Genomic DNA, 26275 nt, shown 5'->3' on the forward strand with positions numbered 1-26275 from the left:
AGAACGGGCTGGTTACTCGCCCTTGTTCAGGCCCAGATCGTTGAGCAGCGGCGTCGGGCTGGGATCGTGGCCGGTGAAATCATTGTACATCACCGAATAGGGCTTGGTGTGGCCCTGACCCAGGAAGGTCGCGCGGATATGGTCGCCATTGGCGCGGCTGACCCCGCCATGGGTTTCCACCCAGTTCCAGCCATCCTGCGCCAGCATCTTGGTCCAGATGTAGCTGTAATAGCCGGCGGCATAGCCATTGGTGAAAATGTGCCGGAAATAGCTGGAATGATAGCGCGGCGGGATCAGAGTCGTCTGAAGCCCCATCGCCGCTTCGGCCTGGGTTTCGAACGTCGCCGGATCCTGTTTGCCCGCCGACGGGCTCAGCCGGTGCCAGCTCATGTCGAGCATCGCGGCTTCGAGCGTTTCGCCGAAATTCATGCCCTGGTTGAACTGGCCCGCCGCCTTGATCTTCGCCACCAGTTCGGCGGGGATGGTCTCGCCGGTCTGATAATGGGTGGCATAGTGATTGAGGATCGCCGGGACGGTGGCGAAATTCTCGTTGAACTGGCTGGGGAATTCGACCCAGTCGCGCGCGGTGTTGGTGCCCGAGAGCGAGGGATATTGCTGGCTGGCGAAGAAGCCGTGCAGCGCATGGCCGAATTCGTGGAACATCGTCGTCACATCGTCGAACGTCGCCAGCGGCTGCTGGCCGTCGGCGGGCGGGGCGATGTTGAGCGTGTTGACGATGACGGGCTTGTCGCCGGTCATGTAGGATTGTTCGACGAAATTGCTCATCCAGGCGCCGCCCTGCTTGTTCGAGCGAGCGAAGGGATCGAAATAGAAGAGGCCGAGTTCGCTGCCGTCCTTGTCGATCACGTCATAGACGCGCATCGACGGGTGATAGACCGGCAGGTCGGTGCGGCGTTTGAAAGTGACGCCGTACATCTGGTTCGCGGCATAGAAGACGCCGTTTTCCAGCACGTTCCACACCTGGAAATAGGGCTTAACCTGCGCGTCGTCGATGTCGTATTTCGCCTTGCGCAGCTTTTCCGAATAATAGCCCCAGTCCCAGGGCTGGAGCGTGATGTCGTCGCCCAGCGAACGGGCATAGGACTGGAGTTCGGCGGCTTCGGCCTTTTGCGCGTCGTTGAGCGCGGGGTTGAAGCTGTTCATGAACGCCATCGCCTTTTCGGGCGTGTTGACCATGCGATCATACATCACCCACGAGGCATAGTTGGGCTTGCCCAGCAGAGCCGCCTGTTTGGCGCGCAGATCGGCGATTTCGGCGATCAGGCCGGTGGTGTCATATTCATCGCCATTGGTGCAGCGATTGACGCTGGCTTCGAACAGCTTGCGGCGGGTTTCGCGGTTGGTCAGCACCGACAGCGCGGGCTGCTGAGTCGTGTTGATCAGCGCGATGACATATTTGCCCGGCATCCCCTTTTCGGTGGCGAGCGCGGCGGCGGCTGCGATCTGGTCGTCGGTCAGGCCGTCCAGTTCCTCGGCCGTGTCGAATACCGGCGCGGCCGCATCGGTCGCTGCGGTCAGCTTCTGCGAGAATTCGGTGGTAAGCTCGGCGAGCCGGCCATTCATCTGCTTGAGCTGTGCCTTTTGCGCGGGATCGAGCAGCGCCCCGGCATGGACGAAATCGGCATAGGTGGTTTCGACCAGCATCCTCTGTTCGGCGTCGAGGTCCAGCGTGGCGCGCGCGTCATAGACCGCCTTCACCCGCTGAAAGAGCGTGTCGTTGAGATAGATGTCGTCGCTATAGGCCGAAAGCAGCGGCGAGGTGGCGCTGTCGGCTGCATCGAGCGTGTCGTTGGTGTTGGCGCCGACCAGCTGGCCGAACACCGCCAGCACGCGGCTGAGCATCGATCCCGATTTTTCCATCGCGACGATCGTATTGTCGAACGTCGGCGCAGCGGGGTTGTTGGCGATCGCCGCGATTTCGGCGCGACCCTGGGCAATGCCTTGTTCGATCGCCGACTGGAAATCGCCATCCTGAATCGCGGCGAAATCGGGTGCGTGGAAGGGGAGGCTGCTTTCGCTGGCGAAATAGCCGGTCGCTTGCGGCACATCGGTGGTCGTAGAGGCAGTGGCCGGCGCGTCGCCAGTCGCGGTTTCAGACATGGAGCATCCTCCCAACAAGGCTGCACCCAAAGCGAGCGGTGCGGCGGCCGCCATGAGCAGGCTTTTCATCATTTGTTTCTCCGATTGGGCAGCGGTTTGCGCGGGGTGATATCCTATTCCCCGTTGCGCCGCGCTGAACGCGCGAACCGCCGCCGATCCGTTCATGGCGGTGTGTGAAGCAAAGATTGCGGACCGAGGCAAGCGGCGTCCGGTCTGCAGGGCGGGGCGGTTCAGCGCGGACGTCCCTGATATTCGGCGATCAGCGCGGCAAAATCCTCCATCGGCGGGAAGCGTTCGAAGCGATGCCGTGCCGGAGTCGTCACCCAGGCGAGTTTCTCGGCCGTCTGGGTTTCGATGAACGGCTCCCAGGGCGCCGGATCGTCGAGCATGGTCGATCGCACATTCACGAACGGGGCGCCGGGGATCCGTGTGAAGACCCAGCTTTTGCACCAGTCGCAATGCTGATGCTGCAACTGATCGTCGTGCAGCCCGCCGATGACGATATCTCCCTCTCCGGCGATGATTTCGAACCCCTCCGGCGGGACCGCGACCGACAGCGAAAAGGCACTGGCGGTCATTTTCCGACAGCCGGTGCAATGGCACGCCATGGTGAGCAGCGGCGGCGCCGTGATCGCGAAACGGACGCGACCGCAGCGGCAGCTTCCCTCGATCGGCAGGGCGGGATCGGACATAAGGGTTGCTTCCTTCCTAGCGACGCTGGACGGTTGCGAATGAAGCGCGCACTCTTGTCGCGCAACCCTGTTGGAGAGAGCAAGTGGTCCTGCCGATCCTTTGGCCCAGTTTCGCGCTGGTCGCGCTGATCTTCGTCGTCTGGCTGACGATGTTCGTGCAGCGCGGCGCGCATATCCGGCGCAATCCGCCCGCGCCCGCCACCTTCGAAAGCAGCGAATCGGCGCTGCGCTATTTTCAGCCGGTCGAAATGGCGGCGAACAATCTGCGCAACCTTACCGAAATGCCGCTGCTCTATTTCGCGCTGGTGCCGTTGCTGCTGATTACCCACCATGCCGGCCATGTGCAGGTGGTGCTCGCCTGGGTCTATGTTATCCTCAGGATCATCCACAGCTTTGTCCACATCGTGCCGAAACATGTGCCGACCCGCGCGATGGTCTATCTGGCCTCCTGCGCGGTGCTGATGGCGATGTGGATCGGATTCGCCATCGATATGGCGACGGCAGGCGCGATGCTGCGCTAGGCGGAAGACCGGCCGGACCCGGGAGTATCCGACCGGTCCCCGGGGAGGAGCGGGGCGCACGCGGGCGCCCGGTATTGCTGAACCTATCGCCGTCTGGCGGCGACGCCGAGTCCGGAGTCCTCCGCTATGGAGTCGATTGGCGCCGTTTCGGACAATGCGGCGGGATGCTGCGGAATGAAAAGGGGCGGCGGCTGCCCCCCGACAGCCGCCGCCCCGATATTCCTGCGGTCGCCCGGCGGGCAACCGGATCGCGGCCCGGTCAGGCCGCTTCGATATTGCCGGTCGAAAAGGCCGAGGTGCGGCTTTCGTCGGCGTTTTCCACTGCGCGCGGGCGTTCCGGCGCGGCGGCGGCGCTGACTGCGCTCATATGTTTGAGGCGCCCGTCGATATGGCCGCCATTTTCGATCGTGATATTTTCATATTCGACATCGCCGGTGATCTTGGCCGAACGCTCGACCGTCAGCTGCTTGATGCTGACCGTGCCTTCGATCGCGCCGGCAAGGCGCGCGCTTTCGGCCTTCACATTGCCGAAGATCTGGCTGTCCGCGCCCTGCGCCAGCGAACCGCAATTGACGTCGCCATCGACCCGGCCGTCGATATGCAGGTCGGCAGTCGCGCTGACATTGCCGGTCACCACCACATCGGGGCCGATCACCGAGAACATGCCGCGCTTGCCGCCACCGGCAGGCGGCATCGGCGGCGCCGGCGGCACCGTGGGGCTTCTGTTGTCGCGACCTTTATTGCTGTTGAACATGAGCTACTCCCGCTTGCCCGGATTCGTGACTAACATTGTTGTAATCATACCACAGCGGCGTCGAAAGCCGAGAATCGTGCCCGATACGTTCCATTGAGGGATTGTCATTGGCCGCGGAAAACCCCCGGTTAACCACGAATATCGTTGCAACCCCGAATATTAACCCGCCCGCCCAGCCGAGGATCGCGGGCGCGCCGCCCGCCGAAGCGGCGATCAGGAGTGCGCTGCACTGCACCATATTCGGGACGGTTTGCGTCCGTGCTCGGCCATGCCGCACTGCGATCGCGGCGATTTGCGGAACGAGCAGCGCGGCCACGCCCGGATTCGGCAGGATGAGCAGGGCGACGAGCGCGCCGCCGATCATGCCCGATGCAGGGGTTGCGACCGGGCGACTCCAGGACGCAGCCAGCAGCCACGCCATCAGTCCCGCCGCCGCAGCATAGCCGAGCCCCACCAGTCCGGGCGATGCCAGCGAGTCGGCGAGCATGGCCATGCCGGCGATGCGCGGCTGGCCGGGCAGGGCGCCGAGCAACGCGGTCAGCAGCAGGCCGGCGACCACGCAGGCCGGCGCAAGCGCCCGGCGCCAGGGGGATGCGCGCAGCCGAAAACTGCCGTACAGGGGTGTTGCAAGATACATTGCCGCTGCTGGTAACGGCCAGGTCTTGCGACTCCGTTAGGATCGCATGCGCGAGCGCCCAGCCCCATTGACCCTGCGATGGGGCATCGCTATAGGGCCGCGTCCCGCAAGGGGGCTGTAGTCGGTATTCCGACGCGACGCCTGCCTTCGGTACGCAAGAGCTGAACGTTGTTGGAGACGTCAAGGCCCGGGGGGTCGGCAAGGCCCCGAGGGTCTTTTCGCATTCTCTGTACCAGGGCTCCAGCAAAGTAACCGCCGGAATTGCCGGTAACACAAAGGTGAAGGGCTTCATGCCGACGATCAACCAGCTGGTCCGCAAGGGCCGTGAAGCGCAGAAGGCCAAGAGCAAGGTCCCTGCGATGGAGCAGAACCCGCAGAAGCGCGGCGTCTGCACCCGCGTCTATACGACGACTCCGAAAAAGCCGAACTCGGCTCTGCGCAAGGTGGCCAAGGTTCGCCTGACCAACCAGCGCGAAGTCATCAGCTATATCCCGGGCGAAGGTCACAACCTTCAGGAACACTCGGTGGTGCTGATCCGCGGCGGCCGTGTGCGCGACCTTCCGGGTGTGCGCTATCACGTGCTGCGCGGCGTGCTCGACACGCAGGGCGTCAAGGACCGCCGCCAGAGCCGTTCGAAGTACGGCGCGAAGCGTCCGAAGTAAGCAAGCCAAAGTAAGCCCCGGACAGGGTTCTCGTCAAAGTCGTGCTTTGACGGGTTCCCAGAGGTTCCGGACAGGCTGAATTAGTCAAGGAAACAGAAATGGCTCGTCGTCGTCGTCCCGAAAAGCGGGAAATCCTGCCTGATCCGAAGTTCGGAGATCAGATCCTTTCGAAATTCATGAACAGCGTGATGCTGGACGGCAAGAAGGCCGTCGCCGAAGGCATCGTCTACAGCGCGCTGGACACGATCGAAGCGCGTGCGAAGAAGGACCCGCTGGGCGTCTTTCACGAAGCGCTGAACAATGTTGCGCCGGGCATCGAAGTCCGCAGCCGCCGCGTCGGTGGTGCGACCTATCAGGTGCCGGTCGAAGTCCGTCCCGAGCGCGCCCAGGCGCTGGCCATTCGCTGGCTGATCGGTGCGGCCCGCAATCGCAGCGAGAACACCATGTCGGCCCGCCTTTCGGGCGAGCTGATGGATGCGGCGAACAATCGCGGCAATGCCGTGAAGAAGCGCGAAGACACGCACCGCATGGCGGAAGCGAACCGCGCCTTCTCGCATTATCGCTGGTAATACCTATATGGGCGGGACCGGTCGCCGCGACTGGTCCCGCACCGATCATTGCCGTCTGCCAAGGGCATTTCCGGCCCCGGATTTATTCCGGGGTCCGAGGCTATTCAGGGCAGGCGGAAATGGCTAAGGGCCTCCGCGCCCACCCCGTACTGGAACCGCAGATCGCCGCACCCGGCGCTGGAGTTTGATAACATGGCCCGCAAAGATCCGCTCAACACGTATCGCAACATCGGCATCATGGCGCATATCGATGCCGGTAAGACGACGACTACCGAGCGCATCCTCTATTACACCGGCAAGTCCTACAAGATCGGCGAAGTGCATGAAGGCACTGCGACGATGGACTGGATGGAGCAGGAGCAGGAGCGCGGCATCACGATCACGTCGGCCGCCACGACCTGCTTCTGGAACGACCACCGGATCAACATCATCGACACCCCCGGGCACGTCGACTTCACCATCGAAGTCGAGCGTTCGCTGCGCGTGCTCGACGGTGCGGTTGCGTGCTTCGACGGCGTTGCCGGCGTTGAGCCGCAGTCGGAAACCGTGTGGCGTCAGGCCGACAAGTACGGCGTGCCGCGGATGTGCTTCATCAACAAGCTCGACCGCACCGGCGCCAATTTCGAATATTGCGTCCAGTCGATCATCGATCGCCTGGGTGCCAAGCCGGCCGTGCTGTACATTCCGATCGGCATCGAAAGCGATCTGATCGGCCTGGTCGACCTGGTCGAAAACCGTGGTATCGTGTGGAAGAATGACGGCCTGGGCGCCGAATTCGAATATGTCGCGATCCCCGACGATCTGGCCGACAAGGCAGCCGAATATCGCCAGAACCTGATCGAACTCATCGTCGAGCAGGACGATGACGCGATGGAAGCGTATCTGGAAGGCAATGAGCCCGATGTCGCGACGATGAAGGCGCTGATCCGCAAGGGCACGCTGAACCAGTCGTTCGTGCCGGTGCTGTGCGGTTCGGCGTTCAAGAACAAGGGCGTTCAGCCGCTGCTCGACGCCGTGGTCGATTATCTGCCGAGCCCGCTCGACGTTCCGGCGATCAAGGGCGTGCTGCCCGACAGCGACGAGGAAGACACGCGTCCGTCGTCGGACGATGCGCCGTTCGCCGCGCTGGCGTTCAAGATCATGAACGACCCGTTTGTCGGCTCGCTCACCTTCACCCGTATCTATTCGGGCAAGCTCACCAAGGGTTCGTATCTGAACTCGGTGAAGGACAAGAAGGAAAAGGTCGGCCGTATGCTTCTGATGCACGCGAATTCGCGTGAGGACATCGAAGAGGCCTATGCCGGCGACATCGTCGCGATTGCGGGTCTGAAGGAAACGACGACCGGCGACACGCTGTGCGATCCGAACAAGCCGATCATCCTGGAACGCATGGAGTTCCCGGAGCCGGTGATCGAGCTGTCGGTGGAACCCAAGACCAAGGCCGACCAGGAAAAGATGGGCATCGCGCTCAATCGCCTCGCCGCCGAGGATCCCTCGTTCCGCGTTTCGACCGATCACGAATCGGGCCAGACGATCATCAAGGGCATGGGCGAGCTTCACCTCGACATCCTGGTCGATCGCATGAAGCGCGAATTCAAGGTGGAAGCGAATGTCGGTGCGCCGCAGGTGGCGTATCGCGAATATCTCGCCAAGCCGATCGAGCTGACCTACACCCACAAGAAGCAGTCGGGTGGTTCGGGCCAGTTCGGTGAAGTGAAGGTGCAGGTCAAGCCGGGCGAACGCGGTTCGGGCTTCCAGTTCTTCGACGAGATCAAGGGCGGCAACATTCCGCGCGAATATATCCCGTCGGTGGAAAAGGGCTTCCGCGAAACCGCCGAGACCGGATCGCTGATCGGCTTCCCGATCATCGACTTCGAAGTGCATCTGGTCGACGGTAAGTATCACGACGTCGACTCGTCGGCGCTGGCGTTCGAAATCTGTGCCCGCGGCGCGATGCGCGAAGCGGCTCAGAAGGCGGGCATCAAGCTGCTCGAGCCGATCATGAAGGTCGAAGTCATCACCCCCGAGGATTATCTCGGCGACGTGATCGGCGACATGAACTCGCGTCGTGGCCAGATTCAGGGCACCGAAACGCGCGGCAACGCCCAGGCGGTGATCGCGAATGTGCCGCTGGCCAACATGTTCGGTTATGTGAACGAACTGCGTTCGTTCACCCAGGGCCGTGCGCAGTACACGATGCAGTTCAGCCACTATGACGAAGTGCCGCAGAACGTGGCCGACGAAGTGAAGGCGAAACTGGCCTGAGCGCATCGACGCTCGGGGCTGGCATAAACGTAAATAGCTCGCTATGGGCGCGCCTTCCACGCGAGCCCATGCGATTCGGACAAGCGTAGACACAAAGGTAGGAAACAATGGCGAAGGCAAAGTTTGAGCGGTCCAAGCCGCACCTGAACATCGGCACCATCGGTCACGTCGACCACGGCAAGACGTCGCTGACGGCGGCGATCACCAAGGTGCTGGCAGAGACCGGCGGCGGTACGGCCGTCGACTTTGCGAACATCGACAAGGCTCCGGAAGAGCGCGAGCGCGGCATCACCATTTCGACCGCGCACGTCGAATATGAAACCGACAAGCGTCACTATGCGCACGTCGATTGCCCGGGCCACGCCGACTATGTGAAGAACATGATCACCGGTGCCGCCCAGATGGACGGCGCGATCCTGGTGGTGTCGGCTGCCGACGGCCCCATGCCGCAGACCCGCGAGCACATCCTGCTCGCTCGTCAGGTCGGCGTGCCCGCGATGGTCGTGTTCCTGAACAAGGTCGACCAGGTCGACGACGAAGAGCTGCTCGAGCTCGTCGAACTCGAAGTTCGCGAACTGCTCAGCTCGTACGAATTCCCGGGCGACGATATTCCGATCGTCAAGGGTTCGGCGCTCGCCGTTCTGGAAGACAGCAACGACGAAATCGGCAAGAAGGCCGTTCTCGAACTGATGCGTCAGGTCGACGAATATATCCCTGAGCCGGAACGTCCGCTCGACAAGCCGTTCATGATGCCGATCGAAGACGTGTTCTCGATCTCGGGTCGCGGCACCGTCGTCACCGGCCGTGTCGAAACCGGCATCGTCAAGGTTGGCGAAGAAGTCGAAATCGTCGGCATCAACGACACCAAGAAGACCACGGTTACCGGCGTCGAAATGTTCCGCAAGCTGCTCGATCAGGGCCAGGCCGGCGACAATGTCGGTGCGCTGCTCCGCGGCGTTGCCCGTGACGAAGTCGAGCGTGGTCAGGTTCTGGCCAAGCCGGGTTCGATCACGCCGCACACCGAGTTCAAGTCGGAAGTGTACGTCCTGTCGAAGGACGAAGGCGGCCGTCACACGCCGTTCTTCGCGAACTATCGTCCGCAGTTCTACTTCCGTACGACGGACGTGACCGGCACCGTTGAACTGCCGGAAGGCACCGAAATGGTCATGCCGGGCGACAATGTCGCTCTGGGCGTCAAGCTGATCGCCCCGATCGCCATGGACGTTGGCCAGCGCTTCACGATCCGCGAAGGCGGCCGCACCGTCGGCGCCGGCGTGGTGAGCGAAATCCAGAAGTAATCTTCGCCCCTCGGGGCTGAAGGTAACGCAAAGAGCCCGGTCTCCCCATGGGAGGCCGGGTTTTTTGTTGGCCTGCGTTGATGCTATAGCGCGCTTTGATGCGGGCAGATCGAAGTGAAGGGGCATGACAGCCATATTTCGATCCGCGATACTATTTGTGTCGCTCCTCCTCGCCGGGTGTGACGGCTACCTGTACAAGGGAATGGACGGGCGCGAATGTCTGGCCAAGGCGAACGAGATGTCTCTGCCAGACGCGTATGCCTTCTACGTGCAGACGTATCTGGGCGTGGCCCCACCGATGGAGGACGTTGCAGAGACGTTCAAACGCTTTGGGCCTGCCGGTGAGAAATTTCTTCTCAAGAAAGCGCTGGGTGCCACCGACCAGGGTGAGTTCGCCGCCGTTCTCCGTGCGCTTTGGATACTAGATATTCCGTGTTCGACGCAGGAATACTATGCCCTGCGTGCGAAGGCGGAAAAGCTTGATCAGTCAAAGTGGGACCGTATCCCGCCCTGCTGGTCAGTCGGCCGGAGATAAGCAGGTAATCGGACGTGGTTTTTGGATGTCGGGAGCATCAGCAGGTCTCGGGGGGAGCGGCAATGGGGTTACGGCACGGTCCGGGGCAATTTGCACTGGTGGCCCTGCTCCTGCTGTTGCTGGCTGCCTGCGCGCCCGGTGCGCCGCCGCCGCCCAATCGCGCCTATGGCGGCATGCCGATCACCGGCAGCCTGGCGTTCGCCCGGCAGATGGGTTTTTCCGACTGCGTCGATACGGCCACGACGCTGCGGTGCCGCAAGCGTGGGATGATGGTCGCGGGGCAGGGGCCGTTCGAAGGCGGGCTCGACCTGTATGGCGATGATGGTGCGAGCGGCTTTCAGGGCCTCACCCTGTGGCACGACGCGGATCAGCGCGCGGTGTTCGGCGTCGAACCGTTCCTCAAGGCGCGCGGATGGACATTGTGCCGTACCGGCACAGAGGATCGCGGTGACCAGAATATCTGGACGAAGCCCGGATCGCCGGTTCGCTACTCGATCGACATGAGCTATTGGGGCAAGCGGCGGCTGCGCGTTCTGATCGACGACGGGACGCCGCCGGGGCCGTGCCTGTAGCCGGTGACGTGGTGCGGCGCGAAATTTCCTTGCGCGCCCCCTTGATCCGAATCGCTTAGCTCTGTAGAGGCGCGCCTTCGGTTTTTTGAGTTGAACAGCAAGAGCGCCGGTCACGGCGCCCGCTCTTTCGCATCGGTAGGGAACATGGACAACAATATCCGCATTCGCCTGAAGGCGTTCGATCATCGCGTGCTCGATCAGGCTGCCGGCGACATCGCCGACACCGCGCGCCGCACCGGCGCCATGATCCGTGGTCCGATTCCCCTGCCGACGCACATCGACAAGTTCACCGTCAACCGCGGTCCGCACATCGACAAGAAGTCGCGCGAGCAGTTCGAGACGCGCACCTATAAGCGCCTGCTCGACATCGTGCAGCCGACTCCGCAGACGGTCGACGCGCTGATGAAGCTCGATCTGGCCGCCGGTGTCGATGTGGAAATCAAGCTGGCCTGAGCCGCTTGGCCGAAAAACCCCGGGTTCCGGGGTGGACAGCGAGGCGTGGCTGACGTAAAGGCGCGCCTCCACAAGATTCGCGACGCTCTTATGAGAGTCGCAAGCAGGCTTCTCCACCGCGCCCCAGGGGCCGACGCAAGAAGCCACCGAGGGGAAGCCCTCACACGAGATAGGGATACCGCCGGGGTTCTTCGGAACTTCCGGGTCTGCGTCCCCCGTCGTCTCCGCCATATGGCGGGGTCAGCCCGGACGGGGGCACGTATCGCATATTTGGGCTGAGGCACGCACCCGAGGGAATTGTCCCGAGGGTGCCTCTGTATAGGAGCAACAGGTCGATGCGCACTGGCGTTATCGCGAAGAAGATGGGGATGACCCGCCTGTTCCAGGACGACGGCCGCCACGTGCCGGTTACCGTTCTGGCGCTGGAGGGCGTTCAGGTTGTGGCACAGCGCAAGCAGGACGTTGACGGTTACGTCGCGGTCCAGATCGGCGCCGGTTCCGCCAAGACCAAGAACGTCGCCAAGCCGCAGCGCGGCCATTTCGGCAAGGCCGAAGTCGAGCCCAAGGCGATCCTCTGTGAATTCCGCGTTGAAGAAGATGGTCTGGTTGATGTGGGCGCCGAGATTTCGGCCGACCATTTCATCGCCGGCCAGTATGTCGACGTGTCGGGCCGTACCCAGGGTAAGGGTTTCGCCGGCGCCATGAAGCGCTGGGGCTTCGGCGGTCTGCGCGCCACGCACGGCGTGTCGGTGTCGCACCGTTCGCACGGTTCGACCGGTAACCGCCAGGATCCGGGTCGCGTCTTCAAGAACAAGAAGATGGCCGGCCATATGGGCGACCGCAATCGCACGCAGCAGAATCTGGAAGTTGTTCAGACCGACGCCGAGCGCGGCCTGATCTTCGTCAAGGGTTCGGTGCCCGGTCACAAGGGTGCATGGCTGATCGTCAAGGACGCGGTGAAGATCCCGGCTCCGGAAGGTCTGCCGTTCCCGGCGGCGGTCAAGTCCGCTCAGAACAACAACGATGCTCCCGCCGATACGCCCGCTGAAGCAGCGGCGGCGCCGGAAGCCACCGAAGGCCAGGAGGGCTGAACGTGAAGGTCAAGGTAAAGACCCTCGACGCCAAGGCTGGCGGCGACATCGAGCTCAACGACGCGATTTTCGCCGTCGAGCCGCGCGAGGACATTCTCCATCGCGTCGTGCTGTGGCAGCTCGAAAAGCGCCGTGCCCCGGCGCGTGCCACCCGCGAACGTTCCGACGTTGCGCGTACCGGCAAGAAGTGGGGCCGTCAGAAGGGTGGCGGCACCGCCCGTCACGGCGATCGCCGCGCGCCGATCTTCATCGGCGGTGGTAAGGCGCATGGCGCTCGCGCCCGCAGCTTCGGCCACTCGCTGAACAAGAAGGTTCGCGCGATGGGCCTGAAGATGGCGCTTTCGACGCACGCCAAGGCCGGTTCGCTGATCGTGCTCGACAGCATTGCGGTCGACGCCAAGACGCAGGCGCTCAAGGGTCAGTTCGAAAAGCTGGGCCTGGGCAGGTCGGCGCTGTTCATCGACGGCGACACCGTCGAAACGAACTTCGCACTGGCCGCGCGCAACCTGCCGCACGTCGACGTGCTGCCGGCTGGCGGCGCCAACGTCTATGACATCCTGAAGCATGACACGCTGGTGCTGACCAAGGCGGCGGTCGAGAAGCTGGAGGCGCGCTTCAATGGCTAAGAAGGACAAGGCAGCGATCGACAACCGTCATTATGACGTGATCGTCGCGCCGCACATCACCGAAAAGGCGACGATGGCGAGTGAGCACAACGCGGTTGTGTTCAAGGTCGCCAACGATGCGTCCAAGCCCGAGATCAAGGCTGCGGTCGAAGCGCTGTTCGACGTCAAGGTCGTCGGCGTGAACACCATTGTCCAGAAGGGCAAGACCAAGCGGTGGAAGGGCTCGCCCTATCGCCGTTCCGACATGAAGAAGGCGATCGTGACTCTCGCTGACGGCGACATGATCGACGTGACCCAGGGGGTTAAGGCGTAATGGCACTCAAGCATTACAACCCGACCAGCCCGGCGCGCCGTGGCCTGATCCTGGTGGACCGTTCGGGTCTGCACAAGGGCGGTCCGGTGAAGGCGCTTACCGAAGGCAAGCGCAAGACCGGCGGTCGCAACAACAAGGGTCACGTGACCTCGCGCGGCATCGCCGGCGGTCACAAGCAGCGCTATCGCCTGGTCGATTTCAAGCGTCGCAAATGGGACGTCGAAGGCACCGTCGAGCGTCTGGAATATGACCCCAACCGCACGGCGTTCATCGCGCTCGTCAAATATGACGATGGCGAACTCGCCTATATCATCGCGCCGCAGCGTCTCGCCGCCGGCGACAAGGTGATCGCGGGCAAGAAGACCGACGTGAAGCCTGGCAATGCCATGGAACTGGGTCAGATGCCGGTCGGCACCATCGTCCACAATGTGGAGATGAAGCCGGGCAAGGGCGGTCAGATCGCGCGTTCGGCAGGCACCTATGTGCAGGTCGTCGGCCGCGACAAGGGCATGGTGATCGTTCGCCTCAACTCGGGCGAGCAGCGCTATATCCGTGCGGAATGCATGGGCACCGTCGGTGCGGTTTCGAACCCGGACAACGGCAACCAGAACTTCGCCAAGGCCGGCCGCACCCGCTGGAAGGGCAAGCGCCCGCTGACCCGTGGTGTCGCGAAGAACCCGGTCGACCACCCGCACGGTGGTGGTGAAGGCCGTACTTCGGGCGGTCGCCATCCGGTTACGCCGTGGGGCAAGCCGACCAAGGGCGCCCGCACCCGCAAGAACAAGTCGACCGATCGGATGATCATCCGTTCGCGTCACGCGAAGAAGAAGGGCTAAGTCGAGATGGCTCGTTCGGTTTGGAAGGGTCCTTTTGTGGACCTGCATCTGCTCAAGAAGGCGGAAGCCGCACAGGAAGCCGGCACGCGTGCCGGTCCGATCAAGACCTGGTCGCGTCGCTCGACGATCCTGCCGCAGTTCGTTGGGCTCACGTTCAACGTCTACAACGGCCGCAAGTTCGTGCCGGTGTCGGTCAATGAAGACATGGTCGGCATGAAGCTGGGTGAATTTGCGCCGACGCGCTTCTTCCCCGGTCACGCCGCCGACAAGAAGGGTAAGCGCTGATGTCGAAGCAGGCAGCACCGCGCCGCGTGGCGGATAACGAGGCTCTGGCCGTTGGCACGCAGATTCGCGGCTCGGCCCAGAAGCTGAACCTCGTTGCCGGCCTGATCCGCGGCAAGAAGGCCGAGGATGCCCGCAACATCCTCACCTTCTCGAAGAAGGCGATGGCCGTGGACGTGAAGAAGGTCCTCGACAGCGCGATCGCCAATGCCGAGAACAACCACAACCTCGACGTCGATGCGCTGGTCATCGCTGAGGCTTCGGTGGGCAAGTCGATCACGATGAAGCGGTTCGCCACGCGCGGCCGCGGCAAGTCGACGCGCATCCTGAAGCCGTTCAGCCGTATCCGGATCGTCGTCCGCGAGGTGGAGGAAGCATAATGGGTCAGAAATCAAATCCGATCGGTCTGCGCCTCCAGATCAACCGTACCTGGGACAGCCGCTGGTTCGCCGAAGGCCATGACTATGGCCGGCTGCTCATGGAGGATCTGAAGATCCGCAAGTACATCCTCGAAACGGTGCCGCAGGCTGCCATTTCGAAGGTGGTGATCGAGCGTCCGGCAAAGCTGTGCCGCATTTCGATCTATGCTGCCCGTCCCGGTGTGATCATCGGCAAGAAGGGCGCGGACATCGAAAAGCTGCGCCTGAAGCTGAAGAGCATGACGTCGAGCGACGTGAGCCTGAACATCGTCGAAATCCGCAAGCCGGAAGTCGATGCCAAGCTCGTCGCACAGGGCGTTGCCGATCAGCTCGAGCGCCGTATCGCATTCCGTCGCGCGATGAAGCGCGCGGTGCAGTCGGCGCTGCGTCTGGGTGCGGAAGGCATCCGGATCAATTGCGGTGGCCGTCTGGGCGGCGCGGAAATCGCGCGGACCGAATGGTATCGCGAAGGTCGCGTTCCGCTGCACACGCTGCGCGCGAATGTCGACTATGCAGAAGCCACCGCGCACACCGCGTATGGCGTCTGCGGCGTGAAGGTCTGGATCTTCAAGGGCGAGATTCTGGGCCACGATCCGATGGCAACCGACCGGCTTATGCAGGAGGCTCAGACCTCCGGCGTGCGCCCGGCGCGCTGAATTTGAGGAACTAGAGCAATGCTGCAACCCAAGCGCACCAAGTTCCGCAAGGCGTTCAAGGGCCGCATCCACGGCGACGCCAAGGGCGGTACCGCGCTCAACTTCGGCGCCTATGGCCTGAAGGCGATGGAACCCGAGCGGATCACCGCGCGCCAGATCGAAGCGGCTCGCCGCGCGATCACGCGTCACATCAAGCGTCAGGGACGTTTGTGGATCCGCGTTTTCCCGGACGTTCCGGTGTCGAGCAAGCCCGCCGAAGTCCGCATGGGCTCGGGCAAGGGTTCGCCCGAATATTGGGTCGCCCGCGTCAAGCCGGGTCGTATCCTGTTCGAACTGGACGGCGTTCCGGGCCCGCTCGCTGCCGAAGCGTTCGAGCGTGCCGCGATGAAGCTGCCGATCAAGGTCAAGGTCGTGGCGCGTCTCGGCGACACGTCGCACCTGGAGGGTTGAGGGAAATGACCAAGGCTACCGACCTTCGTCAGAAGACTGACGACCAGCTCACCGAAGAGCTGGGCAATCTGAAGCGCGAGGCGTTCAACCTGCGGTTCCAGGCCGCGACGCAGCAGCTGGAAAAAGCCAGCCGCGTCAGGGAAGTCCGCCGCGACATCGCGCGCATCAAGACGCTGCAGAACGAGCGCTCGCGCTCGGCTGCGAAGTAAGGAGTTCGAGACCATGCCGAAGCGCGTGCTGACCGGGAACATTGTCTCGGACAAGGGTGACAAGACGGTGGTCGTGCTGGTGGAGCGCAAGGTGAAGCACCCGCTCTACGGCAAGATCATCCGCCGCTCGAAAAAGTATCACGCCCATGACGAGGCGAATGAATACAAGGCCGGCGAAACGGTTCGTATCGAAGAGACGAAGCCGATTTCCAAGCTGAAGACCTGGAAGGTGATCGAACGGGTGAACACCCATGCGACGCCGGAAACCAAGTCGGAAGCCGCCGCCTGAAGCGAGTAGTTCCGGGGCGACCCGGGAAGCGAAGTTGGAACCACCGGACATGTTCCGGCAGGCCATTTGAGAAGGAACCGGATCTATGATCCAGATGCAGTCGAATCTCGACGTCGCGGACAACAGCGGCGCGAAGCGTGTGCAGTGCATCAAGGTGCTGGGCGGATCGAAGCGTCGTTTCGCCGGCGTGGGCGACGTCATCGTCGTCTCCGTCAAGGAAGCAGCGCCGCGCGGCCGCGTGAAGAAGGGCGACGTTCACCGTGCGGTGATCGTGCGCACCGCCAAGGACATTCGCCGCAACGACGGATCGGTGATCCGTTTCGACGGCAACGCCGCCGTGCTCGTCAACAAGAACGAAGAGCCGATCGGCACGCGTATCTTCGGCCCGGTCGTGCGTGAACTGCGCGGCAAGGGCTTCATGAAGATCATCTCGCTTGCGCCGGAGGTGCTGTGATGTCTGCTGCGAAGATCAAGAAGGGCGATCAGGTCATCGTCCTGTCCGGCAAGGACAAGGGTCGCACCGGCGAAGTCGTCAAGGCGATGCCGCGTGAAGGCAAGCTGGTCGTCGACGGCATCAATGTGCATGCCCGTCACGTAAAGCCCAGCCAGGGCGATCCGCAGGGCGGCATCAAGCGCGAAGCCGCGCCGCTGCACGCGTCGAAGGTCGCGCTGGTCACCAGCGACGGCAAGCCGACCCGCGTGCGTTTCGAAGTACGCGACGGCAAGAAGGTTCGCGTCGCAGTCAAGACCGGGGAGGTCATCAATGGCTGACAAATACACCCCCCGCATGCGGGAGCTGTACGATTCCACGATCGCCAAGGCGATGACGGAAAAGTTCGGCTACAAGAACGCGCTCGAAGTTCCGAAGATCGAAAAGATCGTTCTGAACATGGGCGTGGGCGAAGCGACCCAGGACAAGAAGAAGGTCGAACAGGCCGCTTCGGAAATGGAATTGATCGCGGGCCAGAAGCCCGTCGTCACCAAGGCCAAGAAGTCGATCGCGCAGTTCAAGCTGCGTGAAGGCATGGCGATCGGCTGCAAGGTCACCCTGCGCCGTGAACGGATGTACGAGTTCCTCGATCGCCTCATCACGATCGCACTGCCGCGCACGCGCGATTTCCGGGGCCTGAACCCCAAGTCGTTCGATGGTCGTGGCAATTACGCGATGGGCGTAAAGGAACAGATCATCTTCCCCGAGATCAACTATGACCGCATCGACAAGGTGCGCGGCATGGACATCATCGTGACCACCACCGCGAAGACCGACGAAGAGGCTCGCGAGCTCCTCCGTCTCTTTGGCTTCCCGTTCCCGCAGGATGCGGACGGTGAAGCGAAGCAGGCGGCGTAAGGAAGGAAGAACTTAAGTCATGGCGAAACTGAGTTCGATCAATAAGAACGAGCGGCGCAAGAAGCTGGTGAAGCAATATGCCGGCAAATATGCGAAGCTGAAGGCGATCGCGAACGACAAGAGCCTGGACGAGACCGAGCGTCTCATTGCCCGGCTGAAGATGGCTGAGATTCCGCGCAATGCGAATCCCACCCGCGTTCGCAACCGTTGCGAGCTGACCGGCCGTCCGCGCGGTTATTACCGCAAGTTCCGTCTCGCGCGCGTCATGCTCCGTGATCTGGCCAACAAGGGCCTCATCCCGGGCGTCACCAAGTCGAGCTGGTAAGGATCACGAATATGGCAGTGACCGATCCCCTGGGTGACATGCTCACCCGCATCCGCAATGGCCAGCGCGCGCGCAAGGACAGCGTGCTGACCCCGGCTTCGAAGCTGCGTGTGCGCGTTCTCGACGTGCTGCAGCGCGAAGGCTATATCCGCGGATATTCCGAAGAGCAGATGGGCCCGGCAGCGGGCATCCGCATCGAGCTCAAATATTTCGAAGGCCAGCCGGCGATCAAGCACGTCGCGCGCGTCTCGAAGCCTGGCCGCCGCGTCTATTCGGGTTCGCAGGAACTTCCGAAGGTTCGCAACGGCCTGGGCATCACCATCGTGTCGACGCCCCGCGGCGTGCTTTCGGATGCCGAAGCGCGTGAGCAGAATGTCGGCGGCGAAGTGCTGGCGGAGGTGTTCTGATGAGCCGCATCGGCAAAAGGCCGGTTGCCATTCCGGCTGGCGTAACCGCCAATATCGACGGTGCCGAGGTTTCGGTGAAGGGCCCCAAGGGCACGCTCACCATGCCGAAGGATCCGCTGGTTACCTATGAATTGACCGACAACGGCATTTCGGTGCAGCCGATCAACCAGACCAAGCGCGCGCGCTCGTTCTGGGGCATGCAGCGGACCATGGTGCAGAACCTGGTCGATGGCGTGACCCAGGGTTTTTCGAAGAAGCTGCTGATCAGCGGCGTCGGCTATCGTGCCAGCGCCTCGGGTCGCAAGCTCAAGCTGCAGCTCGGCTTCAGCCACGACGTCGATATCGACGTGCCGGAAGGTCTCGAAGTCAAGACGCCCGATCAGACCACGGTCGAGATCAGCGGCATCGACAAGCAGAAGGTTGGCCAGTTGGCCGCGGAAATCCGCCGTTGGCGCAAGCCGGAGCCCTATAAGGGCAAGGGCATCAAATATGACGGCGAGTATATCTTCCGCAAGGAAGGGAAGAAGAAGTGATGACCAAGGGAATGTCGCTCTTCGAGAAGCGCCGTCGGCGCAATCGCACCGCGCTTCGTGCGCGCTCGGGCAGCCGTCCGCGGCTTTCCGTGCATCGTTCGGGCAAGCACATCTATGCCCAGGTGATCGACGACGCGGCGGGCAAGACCCTCGCGGCCGCTTCGACGCTGGACAAGGACGTGCGCGGCAAGTCGGGCGCCAATGCGGAAGCCGCTGCCGAAGTCGGCAAGCGCGTCGCCGAGGCCGCCAAGAAGGCCGGTGTCACGCAGGTCGTGTTCGATCGTGGTGGTTTCCTCTTCCACGGACGCGTCAAGGCGCTGGCGGATGCCGCGCGTGAAGGCGGATTGGAGTTTTAAGAATGGCTGACGAAAACACGACCGGCCAGGGCAATCAGCCCGAAGCGACCCTCGCGCCCGAAACCACGGTGCAGGACGTGACCAACCAGCATCCGCCGCGCGGCGGCCGTGGCGGCCGTGGCCGTGGCGGCGGCGATCGCGGCGGCCGTGATGGCGGTCGCGGCCGTGGCCGTCGCGACGATCGTCGCGGTGGCGGCCAGGATGATGGCGGCGAGGAGCTGATCGAAAAGCTCGTCCACATCAACCGCGTCTCGAAGACGGTGAAGGGCGGCAAGCGCTTCGGTTTCGCTGCGCTCGTCGTCGTCGGCGACGGCAAGGGCCGTGTCGGCTTCGGTCATGGCAAGGCACGCGAAGTGCCGGAAGCCATTTCCAAGGCGACGGCTTCGGCGAAGAAGAAAATGGTCCGCGTGCCGCTCAAGGAAGGCCGCACGCTGCACCATGACGGCCGCGGTCACTTCGGTGCCGGTCGCGTTTATGTCCGCTCGGCCCCGGCCGGTACGGGCATCATCGCCGGCGGTCCGATGCGCGCCGTGTTCGAATCGCTGGGTGTCGCCGACGTGGTGACCAAGTCGATCGGCACGTCGAACCCCTACAACATGATCCGCGCCACGTTCGAAGCGCTTGGCGAGCAGACCTCGCCCAAGTCGGTGGCGCAGCGTCGTGGCAAGAAGATCGCCGACCTGCTCGGCCGCGGTGGTTCGCAGACCGCCGAGGCGGATGCGGCGGCCGTGACGGAGTAAGGCTCCCATGGCGAAGAAAGACGAAGCAAAGACGGTGAAGGTGACCCAGACCGGTTCGCCGATCCGTCGTGAAAAGAGCCAGCGCGCGACTCTGGTCGGCCTGGGTCTCAACAAGATGCACAAGACGGTCGAGCTGAAGGACACCCCCGAGGTGCGCGGCATGATCCGCAAGGTGCGGCATATGGTGACGGTCGAAGGCTGAGCCAGTTTGCCAAATGTCTCCTGCCCGCAGTGTGGCCAGCTTTTCCAGGAGGGAAGGCTTTGGTGCCCACGCTGCAAAAGGGGGAATTGGCAACTAACTCAGTTCCGATGGCACAAAGGCAATATCGTCTGGATGGGCGTTTTGATCTTGGCGGCCGCGGTGATGCTTTTCGGAGTGTTTTGAGCATTCCAACAGACGGGCGTCGGACCTGATTCATTATTGCAATTACCGGGTGGGGGGCTAAATGCCCCCTTCCTCATTTCAGCGCGAACAAAGCGAAAGCGAGTGCAGACACATGAAACTCAACGATCTCCGCGATAACGAAGGCTCCCGCAAGGAACGCATGCGCGTCGGCCGTGGCATCGGCTCGGGCAAGGGCAAGACCGCCGGTCGCGGCCAAAAGGGTCAGAAGAGCCGCGAAGGCGTTTCGATCAAGGGCTTCGAGGGCGGTCAGATGCCGCTCCACATGCGTCTGCCGAAGCGCGGCTTCAACAACATCTTCGCCAAGGATTATGCCGAAGTGAATATCGGCGCGATCCAGAAGGCGCTCGATGCCGGCAAGCTCGACGCCAAGGCGACTGTCGACCACGCCGCGCTGAAGGCCGCTGGCCTGGCGCGTGGCGGCAAGGACGGTGTCCGCCTGCTCGGCAAGGGCGAGATCAGCGCGAAGCTGAGCTTCGTCGTCGCCGGCGCGTCGAAGGGCGCGAAGGAAGCGGTCGAAAAGGCCGGCGGATCGATCGAGATCCCGCACGTCGTTCCGGCGTCGGAAAAGGCCGCTGCCAAGAAGGGCAGCGCCAAGGCCGCCAAGAAGGCGGGCTGAAGCATTTCGAAGGGCGGGCTGGTCCCGCCCTTCACTGCGTTCGGAGCCTGCAATCGCAATGTGCGATCCACCGGCTCCGTGCAGCCGGGCGCGGCGATGTCGATCCACCCTTAGACATCGCGGCCCAAGCGCCTATATGGGCGTGAACATGCGGGGGGCATGAGTCTCCCCGGCAATTTCCGGGACGATCTGACGACATGGCATCGACAGCCGATCAAATGGCAACCAGCCTGAACCTGTCCAAATTCGGCAAGGCTACCGAACTCAAGAAGCGCCTGTGGTTCACGCTGGGCGCGCTGATTGTGTTCCGCATGCTCAGCTATGTGCCGCTGCCGGGGATCGATCCGACCTCGCTCGGCCTGCTCGCGCAGCAGACTCAGGGCGGCGTGCTCGATTTCTTCAACAGCTTTTCGGGTGGCGCGCTGCAGCGCATGAGCGTCGTCGCGCTGGGCGTGATGCCGTACATCACCGCCTCGATCGTCGTGCAGCTGGCGAGCTCGCTGAGCCCGCAGCTCGCCGCGATCAAGAAGGAAGGCGAAAGCGGTCGCAAGCGCCTCAACCAGTATACCCGCTATGGCACGGTCGCGCTGACGGCGGTGCAGGGCTATGTCATCGCCACCGGGCTTGAGGCGCTGGGCGCCAATCAGGGCGTGCAGGCAGTGATCGAACCGGGACTGCTGTTCCGCATCGGCGCGGTGATTTCGCTGGTCGGCGGCACCATGTTCCTGATGTGGCTGGGCGAGCAGATCACCACGCGCGGCGTCGGCAACGGCATCTCGCTGATCATCATGGCCGGCATCGTCGCGACCATGCCGCGCACGCTGTACCAGCTGTTCGAAAGCGGCCGCACCGGTTCGATGAATCCGGTGGCGATCATCGCGATCATCGTCGCGATCGCGCTGCTGGTCCTGTTCATCTGCTTCATGGAACGTGCGCAGCGCCGTATCCTGATCCAATATCCCAAGCGCCAGACTGCACGCGGCGTTCAGGCCGAGCGCAGCCATTTGCCGCTCAAGCTCAACACTGCGGGCGTCATTCCGCCGATCTTCGCGTCGTCGCTGCTGCTGCTGCCGCTGACGATCACGCAGTTCGCGGGTCAGCCGGGTGCGGGCGAAGGCTGGTGGAGCAATCTGCTGATTTCGCTCAACCAGTATCTGCAGCATGGCAGCCCGATCTATATGCTGCTCTATGGCGCGGGCATCATCTTCTTCAGCTTCTTCTACACTGCGGTCGTCTTCAATCCCGAAGAGACGGCGGACAATCTGAAGCGCTATGGCGGGTTCATTCCGGGCATTCGTCCCGGCAAGAACACCGAGAAATATTTCGATTATGTGCTGACGCGCATCACCGTCATCGGTGCGGGGTATCTGGCACTGATCTGTCTCGTGCCCGAATATCTGATCGCGCAGATGGGGATTCCGTTCCTGCTCGGCGGCACCAGCCTGCTGATCGTCGTCAACGTGACGATGGATACGGTGACGCAAATTCAGTCGCATCTGCTTGCGCATCAATATGGCGACCTTATCAAGAAGGCGAAGCTGAAGGGCGGCCGCGCGCGCTAAATGCGCGGCGAATTAGGGGAGCTAGCCATGAACATCATCCTTCTTGGACCGCCGGGTGCGGGCAAGGGCACCCAGGCGAAGCGTCTGGAGCATGAACGCGGCATGGTGCAGCTGTCGACCGGCGACATGCTGCGCGCGGCGGTCAAATCGGGCACGCCGATCGGCCTGAAGGCCAAGGAAGTGATGGACGCGGGCAAGCTGGTTTCCGACGAGATCGTGTCGGGCATCATCGGCGAGCGGCTCGACATGCCCGATACCGAAAAGGGCGTGATCTTCGACGGCTATCCGCGCACCGCGGCACAGGCCGCGACGCTCGAGGATCTGCTTGCCCAGCGCGGGCGCCAGCTCGATTGCGTGATCGAACTGGTGGTCGATGAAGAGGCGCTGGTCGAGCGCGTCGAAGGCCGGTTCACCTGCGCCAGCTGCGGCGAGGGCTATCACGACAAATTCAAGCAGCCCAAGGTCGAAGGCACCTGCGACATTTGCGGCGGCCATGAATTCAAGCGCCGCCCCGACGACAATGCCGAAACGGTGCGCACGCGCATGGCCGAATATCGCGCCCAGACTGCGCCGATCCTTCCTTTCTATGAGGAAAAGGGCATCGTTCGCCATGTCGACGGCATGGCCGATATCGACGAGGTCGGGCGCCAGATCGACGCGATTCTCGACGCCTGAACGGCACAGGCCGCGCCGCAGTCCTTGCCGGAAGGCGATCGAGTGCTATCTTTCCTGTAGCAAGCGGGAGGGAATGCGATGACTGCCGGATGGATGGCGCTGCTGTTGCTGACGATGAAGCTGTTTCCGGACGTTCCGGTGGTGCGTGCGATCCATGATTCTCTGATCGTGAAGCCGCTTGCCTGGCTCGATTCGCTTGAACGGCGGCATATGTTGTTCGCGCTGGTGTTCATCGGCATCGCGCTTGGCGGGTTCGAGATGATCGCGGTCCTGGGGTCGGCCGATGTCGCGGCGCTGCTCGCCTGGGATATCTCGCTGTATCTGGATACCGTGATCGCGGTGTGGACCATGTCGACGATCGGCAAGGCGCGCGGCGCGGCGGCGTATCTGCGCAGCCGGATCGCCGGTCTGCTGAGCCGCCGGCCATCGGCGCGCACCCGCAAGCGGCGCGCGCGGGTCGCGGCGGCCCGTAAGCCGGCCAACGACAGCGATGCCGACGGGGGTTGGGCCTGGGCCGCCTGACCGTTGCGGCCGCCCGATGGCGCTGGATTTCTGCGGCGACGTGCTGCGACGACCGGAACCGGTCGCGTGCTAGTGCATTGAGTCGACACCGGTTTCGGCGCACGCCGGAAACGGACCAAATAATGTGCCTTGACTTCGCCCGGATCGCTTGACAGCCTGGCCCATCATCCCTAGTTGAAGCTCCTTCCGAAATACCGGCAGCTCCGGCGGCGCCTTCCGTGCGTGCGCCGGCTAATCGTATTTCGGAGAAACGCTACGAGATGGGGGCCAGCTGCCATGCGGTTCCCCGTGGAGCCGGGAGAAAAAATTACATGGCACGTATTGCGGGTGTTAACATCCCGACCAACAAGCGCGTAGTGATCGCGCTCCAGTATATCCACGGCATTGGTCAGTCCAAAGCCAAGGAAATCACCGAGAAGCTGAACATCGCGCCGGAACGCCGCGTTCAGGATCTGACCGACCAGGAGGTCCTGCAGATCCGTGAAGCGATCGACGCCGGCTACACGGTGGAGGGCGACCTTCGCCGCGAAACCGCGATGAACATCAAGCGTCTGATGGACCTTGCCTGCTATCGCGGCCTGCGTCACCGCAAGGGCCTGCCGGTTCGCGGTCAGCGCACGCATACCAATGCGCGCACCCGCAAGGGCAAGGCGAAGCCGATCGCCGGCAAGAAGAAGTAATTCGTCCGCAGGACAATTACTCTGCCGGAGGCAGGCCAGTAGCCGATTGCCTCCGATCTAGCCGCAGCAAGCTTCTCGTTTCAGAGATTTCAGGTCAGGAACTGATCCAATGGCACAAGCACCGCAGCGCCTTCGCCGTCGCGAGCGCAAGAACATCACCGCAGGCGTCGCCCATGTGAACGCCAGCTTCAACAACACCATGATCACGATCACCGATGCCCAGGGCAACGCGATTTCGTGGTCGTCGGCCGGCATGATGGGCTTCAAGGGTTCGCGCAAATCGACTCCCTACGCCGCTCAGGTCGCTGCCGAAGACGCAGGCCGCAAGGCCGCCGAACATGGCGTCCGCACGCTCGAAGTCGAAGTCAAGGGCCCGGGTTCGGGCCGTGAATCGGCGCTCCGCGCGTTGCAGGCGGTCGGCTTTCAGATCACGTCGATCCGCGACGTGACGCCGATCCCGCACAACGGCGTCCGTCCGTCCAAGCGTCGCCGCGTCTGATCTCGCTTGCATCGGCGCCCCGCCCGGACGCGGGCAGGGGCCGGTGCGACATTTTATTGGCGGGAATGCCCCATCCCGCCCAACCAGAGGGAACGCCCAGTGTCCGTCAACGCTAAGAACTGGCAAGAACTCAAGAAGCCCCACGGCCTCGAGAAGAAGCCCGGCGGTGATCCCAAGCGCAAGTCGACGTTCGTCGCCGAACCGCTCGAGCGCGGCTTCGGCCTGACGCTCGGCAATGCGCTGCGCCGCGTGCTGCTGTCGAGCCTTCAGGGCGCCGCCGTCACGTCGATCAAGATCGAAAACGTCCTGCACGAATTCTCGTCGCTGGCCGGTGTGCGTGAAGACGTCACCGACATCGTCCTGAACGTCAAGCAGATCGCGCTCAAGATGCAGGGCGAAGGCCCCAAGCGTCTGCAGCTGTCGGCGACCGGCCCGACCGAAGTGAAGGCCGGCGACATCGCCGTTTCGGGCGACATCGAAGTGATGAACCCCGATCTCGTCATCTGTCACCTGGACGATGGCGCGACGCTGAACATGGAACTGACCGCCGACACCGGCAAGGGCTATGTCCCCGCCGCGGCGAACCGTCCGGCCGATGCGCCGATCGGCCTGATCCCGGTCGATGCGCTGTACAGCCCGGTCCGTCAGGTGTCGTACAAGGTCGATCCGACCCGCGTCGGTCAGGACCTCGATTATGACAAGCTGGCGCTGACGATCGAAACCGACGGCACGGTGACTCCCGAAGACGCCCTCGCTTATGCCGCGCGCATCCTTCAGGACCAGCTGGCGCTGTTCGTCCATTTCGACGATTCGACGATGGTGCAGCAGGCCCCGGCCGCGCAGCCCGGCATCGCCGGTGCGGCTCCGGAAGGCGGCAGCGACACCGCGCAGATCAACCGTTACCTTCTCAAGAAGGTCGACGAGCTCGAACTGTCGGTGCGTTCGGCCAACTGCCTCAAGAACGACAACATCATCTATATCGGCGATCTGGTTCAGAAGACCGAAGCCGAGATGCTGCGCACGCCGAATTTCGGCCGCAAGTCGCTCAACGAGATCAAGGAAGTCCTTTCCAGCATGGGCCTGCGCCTGGGCATGGAAATTCCGGGCTGGCCGCCTGAAAATATCGAAGAGATGGCCAAGAAGCTCGAACAGGAAATCCTGGGCTGATCACTCCGATCGGTTTGAAACAGCAAAGGGCTCCGCAGCGATGCGGGGCCCTTTTTCTGTTTAGCAGTCGTCGGCTTGTGCGTCAGTGAACTTGCTTGCCAGGGCGCGTGGACAAATTCCAACCTTATCGAACGACCGCTTTCGCGAACGTTCGGCATGGAGTTGCGTGACCGAAATTGGGTGGGTTTG

38 protein-coding genes are annotated in these 26275 nt (G+C 62.8%); 34 read left to right on the forward strand and 4 right to left on the reverse strand.

Features of this window, described 5'->3' with window-relative positions:
- Positions 1 to 12: 12 nt before the first annotated feature.
- Complete coding sequence (locus DKB74_RS13445; protein ID WP_239987519.1) at positions 13 to 2121, reverse strand: M3 family metallopeptidase; 2109 nt, start codon at positions 2119 to 2121, stop codon at positions 13 to 15.
- 230 nt (positions 2122 to 2351) lie between these two features.
- Complete coding sequence (locus tag DKB74_RS13450; RefSeq protein WP_109808657.1) at positions 2352 to 2813, reverse strand: GFA family protein; 462 nt, start codon at positions 2811 to 2813, stop codon at positions 2352 to 2354.
- A gap of 83 nt (positions 2814 to 2896) precedes the next feature.
- Here DKB74_RS13450 and DKB74_RS13455 point away from each other — a divergent pair, with 83 nt between their 5' ends.
- A complete protein-coding gene (locus DKB74_RS13455; RefSeq protein ID WP_109808658.1) occupies positions 2897 to 3334 on the forward strand; it encodes an MAPEG family protein in 438 nt (145 codons plus the stop codon).
- A 259-nt stretch (positions 3335 to 3593) separates the two neighbouring features.
- On the opposite strand, the gene DKB74_RS13460 is transcribed toward DKB74_RS13455, so the two are convergent.
- Both DKB74_RS13460 and DKB74_RS13465 read right to left on the reverse strand, forming a co-directional pair.
- Entirely contained in the window at positions 3594 to 4088 is a 495-nt protein-coding gene (locus DKB74_RS13460; RefSeq protein WP_109808659.1) for a bactofilin family protein, read from the reverse strand.
- Positions 4072 to 4725, reverse strand: a complete 654-nt coding sequence (locus DKB74_RS13465) for a hypothetical protein (RefSeq protein ID WP_109808660.1) — start codon at positions 4723 to 4725, stop codon at positions 4072 to 4074. The genes DKB74_RS13460 and DKB74_RS13465 overlap by 17 nt, the downstream gene beginning before the upstream one ends.
- 290 nt (positions 4726 to 5015) lie before the next feature.
- Here DKB74_RS13465 and rpsL point away from each other — a divergent pair, with 290 nt between their 5' ends.
- The 33 genes from rpsL to DKB74_RS13630 all read left to right on the forward strand — a co-directional run bounded on the left by rpsL (position 5016) and on the right by DKB74_RS13630 (position 26086).
- A complete protein-coding gene (gene rpsL, locus DKB74_RS13470; protein WP_109808832.1) occupies positions 5016 to 5387 on the forward strand; it encodes a 30S ribosomal protein S12 in 372 nt (123 codons plus the stop codon).
- A 98-nt stretch (positions 5388 to 5485) separates the two neighbouring features.
- The gene (gene rpsG, locus DKB74_RS13475; RefSeq protein ID WP_109808661.1) at positions 5486 to 5956 is read left to right on the forward strand and encodes a 30S ribosomal protein S7; all 471 of its coding nucleotides are present in this window, start codon (positions 5486 to 5488) and stop codon (positions 5954 to 5956) included.
- Between the two features lie 192 nt (positions 5957 to 6148).
- Positions 6149 to 8221: an elongation factor G gene (fusA, locus tag DKB74_RS13480; RefSeq protein ID WP_109808662.1), complete on the forward strand. Its 2073-nt coding sequence runs from the start codon at positions 6149 to 6151 to the stop codon at positions 8219 to 8221.
- Between the two features lie 107 nt (positions 8222 to 8328).
- On the forward strand, positions 8329 to 9519 hold the full coding sequence (tuf, locus tag DKB74_RS13485) for an elongation factor Tu (RefSeq protein ID WP_109808663.1): 1191 nt from the start codon (positions 8329 to 8331) through the stop codon (positions 9517 to 9519).
- Between the two features lie 124 nt (positions 9520 to 9643).
- The gene (locus tag DKB74_RS13490) at positions 9644 to 10054 is read left to right on the forward strand and encodes a hypothetical protein (RefSeq protein ID WP_109808664.1); all 411 of its coding nucleotides are present in this window, start codon (positions 9644 to 9646) and stop codon (positions 10052 to 10054) included.
- A 98-nt stretch (positions 10055 to 10152) separates the two neighbouring features.
- Positions 10153 to 10626, forward strand: a complete 474-nt coding sequence (locus DKB74_RS13495) for a hypothetical protein (RefSeq protein ID WP_239987520.1) — start codon at positions 10153 to 10155, stop codon at positions 10624 to 10626.
- 144 nt (positions 10627 to 10770) lie between these two features.
- Positions 10771 to 11079: a 30S ribosomal protein S10 gene (gene rpsJ / locus DKB74_RS13500; protein ID WP_109808665.1), complete on the forward strand. Its 309-nt coding sequence runs from the start codon at positions 10771 to 10773 to the stop codon at positions 11077 to 11079.
- Positions 11080 to 11414: 335 nt separating this feature from the next.
- Positions 11415 to 12170, forward strand: a complete 756-nt coding sequence (gene rplC / locus DKB74_RS13505; RefSeq protein ID WP_109808666.1) for a 50S ribosomal protein L3 — start codon at positions 11415 to 11417, stop codon at positions 12168 to 12170.
- A 2-nt stretch (positions 12171 to 12172) separates the two neighbouring features.
- Entirely contained in the window at positions 12173 to 12796 is a 624-nt protein-coding gene (rplD, locus tag DKB74_RS13510) for a 50S ribosomal protein L4 (protein WP_109808667.1), read from the forward strand.
- The gene (locus tag DKB74_RS13515; RefSeq protein WP_109808668.1) at positions 12789 to 13109 is read left to right on the forward strand and encodes a 50S ribosomal protein L23; all 321 of its coding nucleotides are present in this window, start codon (positions 12789 to 12791) and stop codon (positions 13107 to 13109) included. The genes rplD and DKB74_RS13515 overlap by 8 nt, the downstream gene beginning before the upstream one ends.
- Complete coding sequence (gene rplB, locus DKB74_RS13520; protein WP_109808669.1) at positions 13109 to 13945, forward strand: 50S ribosomal protein L2; 837 nt, start codon at positions 13109 to 13111, stop codon at positions 13943 to 13945. Before DKB74_RS13515 ends, rplB begins: the two co-directional genes overlap by 1 nt.
- Before the next feature lie 6 nt (positions 13946 to 13951).
- Complete coding sequence (gene rpsS, locus DKB74_RS13525; RefSeq protein WP_109808670.1) at positions 13952 to 14230, forward strand: 30S ribosomal protein S19; 279 nt, start codon at positions 13952 to 13954, stop codon at positions 14228 to 14230.
- The gene (rplV, locus tag DKB74_RS13530; RefSeq protein ID WP_109808671.1) at positions 14230 to 14607 is read left to right on the forward strand and encodes a 50S ribosomal protein L22; all 378 of its coding nucleotides are present in this window, start codon (positions 14230 to 14232) and stop codon (positions 14605 to 14607) included. Before rpsS ends, rplV begins: the two co-directional genes overlap by 1 nt.
- Positions 14607 to 15302 (forward strand): 30S ribosomal protein S3, encoded by a 696-nt coding sequence (rpsC, locus tag DKB74_RS13535; RefSeq protein WP_109808672.1) that lies wholly within the window; start codon positions 14607 to 14609, stop codon positions 15300 to 15302. Before rplV ends, rpsC begins: the two co-directional genes overlap by 1 nt.
- Before the next feature lie 18 nt (positions 15303 to 15320).
- Positions 15321 to 15752 (forward strand): 50S ribosomal protein L16, encoded by a 432-nt coding sequence (gene rplP / locus DKB74_RS13540; protein WP_109808673.1) that lies wholly within the window; start codon positions 15321 to 15323, stop codon positions 15750 to 15752.
- A 5-nt stretch (positions 15753 to 15757) separates the two neighbouring features.
- Positions 15758 to 15961 carry a 50S ribosomal protein L29 gene (rpmC, locus tag DKB74_RS13545; protein WP_109808674.1) on the forward strand — a complete coding sequence of 68 codons (204 nt, stop codon included), beginning with the start codon at positions 15758 to 15760 and terminating at the stop codon, positions 15959 to 15961.
- A 13-nt stretch (positions 15962 to 15974) separates the two neighbouring features.
- Positions 15975 to 16250, forward strand: coding sequence for a 30S ribosomal protein S17 (gene rpsQ, locus DKB74_RS13550; RefSeq protein ID WP_109808675.1), 276 nt, complete (start codon positions 15975 to 15977; stop codon positions 16248 to 16250).
- An 85-nt stretch (positions 16251 to 16335) separates the two neighbouring features.
- Positions 16336 to 16704 (forward strand): 50S ribosomal protein L14, encoded by a 369-nt coding sequence (gene rplN / locus DKB74_RS13555; RefSeq protein ID WP_109808676.1) that lies wholly within the window; start codon positions 16336 to 16338, stop codon positions 16702 to 16704.
- Positions 16704 to 17021, forward strand: a complete 318-nt coding sequence (gene rplX, locus DKB74_RS13560; protein WP_109808677.1) for a 50S ribosomal protein L24 — start codon at positions 16704 to 16706, stop codon at positions 17019 to 17021. The genes rplN and rplX overlap by 1 nt, the downstream gene beginning before the upstream one ends.
- The gene (rplE, locus tag DKB74_RS13565) at positions 17014 to 17598 is read left to right on the forward strand and encodes a 50S ribosomal protein L5 (protein ID WP_109808678.1); all 585 of its coding nucleotides are present in this window, start codon (positions 17014 to 17016) and stop codon (positions 17596 to 17598) included. Before rplX ends, rplE begins: the two co-directional genes overlap by 8 nt.
- 19 nt (positions 17599 to 17617) lie before the next feature.
- Positions 17618 to 17923 carry a 30S ribosomal protein S14 gene (gene rpsN, locus DKB74_RS13570; RefSeq protein ID WP_109808679.1) on the forward strand — a complete coding sequence of 102 codons (306 nt, stop codon included), beginning with the start codon at positions 17618 to 17620 and terminating at the stop codon, positions 17921 to 17923.
- Between the two features lie 11 nt (positions 17924 to 17934).
- Positions 17935 to 18330: a 30S ribosomal protein S8 gene (gene rpsH / locus DKB74_RS13575; RefSeq protein ID WP_109808680.1), complete on the forward strand. Its 396-nt coding sequence runs from the start codon at positions 17935 to 17937 to the stop codon at positions 18328 to 18330.
- Positions 18330 to 18863 carry a 50S ribosomal protein L6 gene (gene rplF, locus DKB74_RS13580; protein WP_109808681.1) on the forward strand — a complete coding sequence of 178 codons (534 nt, stop codon included), beginning with the start codon at positions 18330 to 18332 and terminating at the stop codon, positions 18861 to 18863. Before rpsH ends, rplF begins: the two co-directional genes overlap by 1 nt.
- Positions 18863 to 19219: a 50S ribosomal protein L18 gene (rplR, locus tag DKB74_RS13585; RefSeq protein ID WP_109808682.1), complete on the forward strand. Its 357-nt coding sequence runs from the start codon at positions 18863 to 18865 to the stop codon at positions 19217 to 19219. The genes rplF and rplR overlap by 1 nt, the downstream gene beginning before the upstream one ends.
- A gap of 2 nt (positions 19220 to 19221) precedes the next feature.
- Positions 19222 to 19959, forward strand: a complete 738-nt coding sequence (gene rpsE / locus DKB74_RS13590) for a 30S ribosomal protein S5 (protein ID WP_109808683.1) — start codon at positions 19222 to 19224, stop codon at positions 19957 to 19959.
- A gap of 7 nt (positions 19960 to 19966) precedes the next feature.
- Complete coding sequence (rpmD, locus tag DKB74_RS13595) at positions 19967 to 20161, forward strand: 50S ribosomal protein L30 (RefSeq protein WP_109808684.1); 195 nt, start codon at positions 19967 to 19969, stop codon at positions 20159 to 20161.
- Positions 20162 to 20456: 295 nt separating this feature from the next.
- Positions 20457 to 20981 carry a 50S ribosomal protein L15 gene (gene rplO / locus DKB74_RS13600; protein ID WP_109808685.1) on the forward strand — a complete coding sequence of 175 codons (525 nt, stop codon included), beginning with the start codon at positions 20457 to 20459 and terminating at the stop codon, positions 20979 to 20981.
- A 197-nt stretch (positions 20982 to 21178) separates the two neighbouring features.
- A complete protein-coding gene (secY, locus tag DKB74_RS13605; RefSeq protein ID WP_109808686.1) occupies positions 21179 to 22543 on the forward strand; it encodes a preprotein translocase subunit SecY in 1365 nt (454 codons plus the stop codon).
- Between the two features lie 27 nt (positions 22544 to 22570).
- The gene (locus DKB74_RS13610; RefSeq protein WP_109808687.1) at positions 22571 to 23218 is read left to right on the forward strand and encodes an adenylate kinase; all 648 of its coding nucleotides are present in this window, start codon (positions 22571 to 22573) and stop codon (positions 23216 to 23218) included.
- A gap of 78 nt (positions 23219 to 23296) precedes the next feature.
- A complete protein-coding gene (locus DKB74_RS13615; protein WP_109808688.1) occupies positions 23297 to 23740 on the forward strand; it encodes a hypothetical protein in 444 nt (147 codons plus the stop codon).
- Positions 23741 to 24051: 311 nt separating this feature from the next.
- On the forward strand, positions 24052 to 24420 hold the full coding sequence (rpsM, locus tag DKB74_RS13620; protein ID WP_109808689.1) for a 30S ribosomal protein S13: 369 nt from the start codon (positions 24052 to 24054) through the stop codon (positions 24418 to 24420).
- Positions 24421 to 24529: 109 nt separating this feature from the next.
- Entirely contained in the window at positions 24530 to 24919 is a 390-nt protein-coding gene (gene rpsK / locus DKB74_RS13625; RefSeq protein ID WP_066476841.1) for a 30S ribosomal protein S11, read from the forward strand.
- 99 nt (positions 24920 to 25018) lie between these two features.
- Entirely contained in the window at positions 25019 to 26086 is a 1068-nt protein-coding gene (locus DKB74_RS13630; protein WP_109808690.1) for a DNA-directed RNA polymerase subunit alpha, read from the forward strand.
- Positions 26087 to 26275: the final 189 nt, after the last annotated feature.

Origin of the sequence: Stakelama portus, assembly GCF_003171655.1 — a bacterium.
Lineage (GTDB): Bacteria > Pseudomonadota > Alphaproteobacteria > Sphingomonadales > Sphingomonadaceae > Sphingomonas > Sphingomonas portus.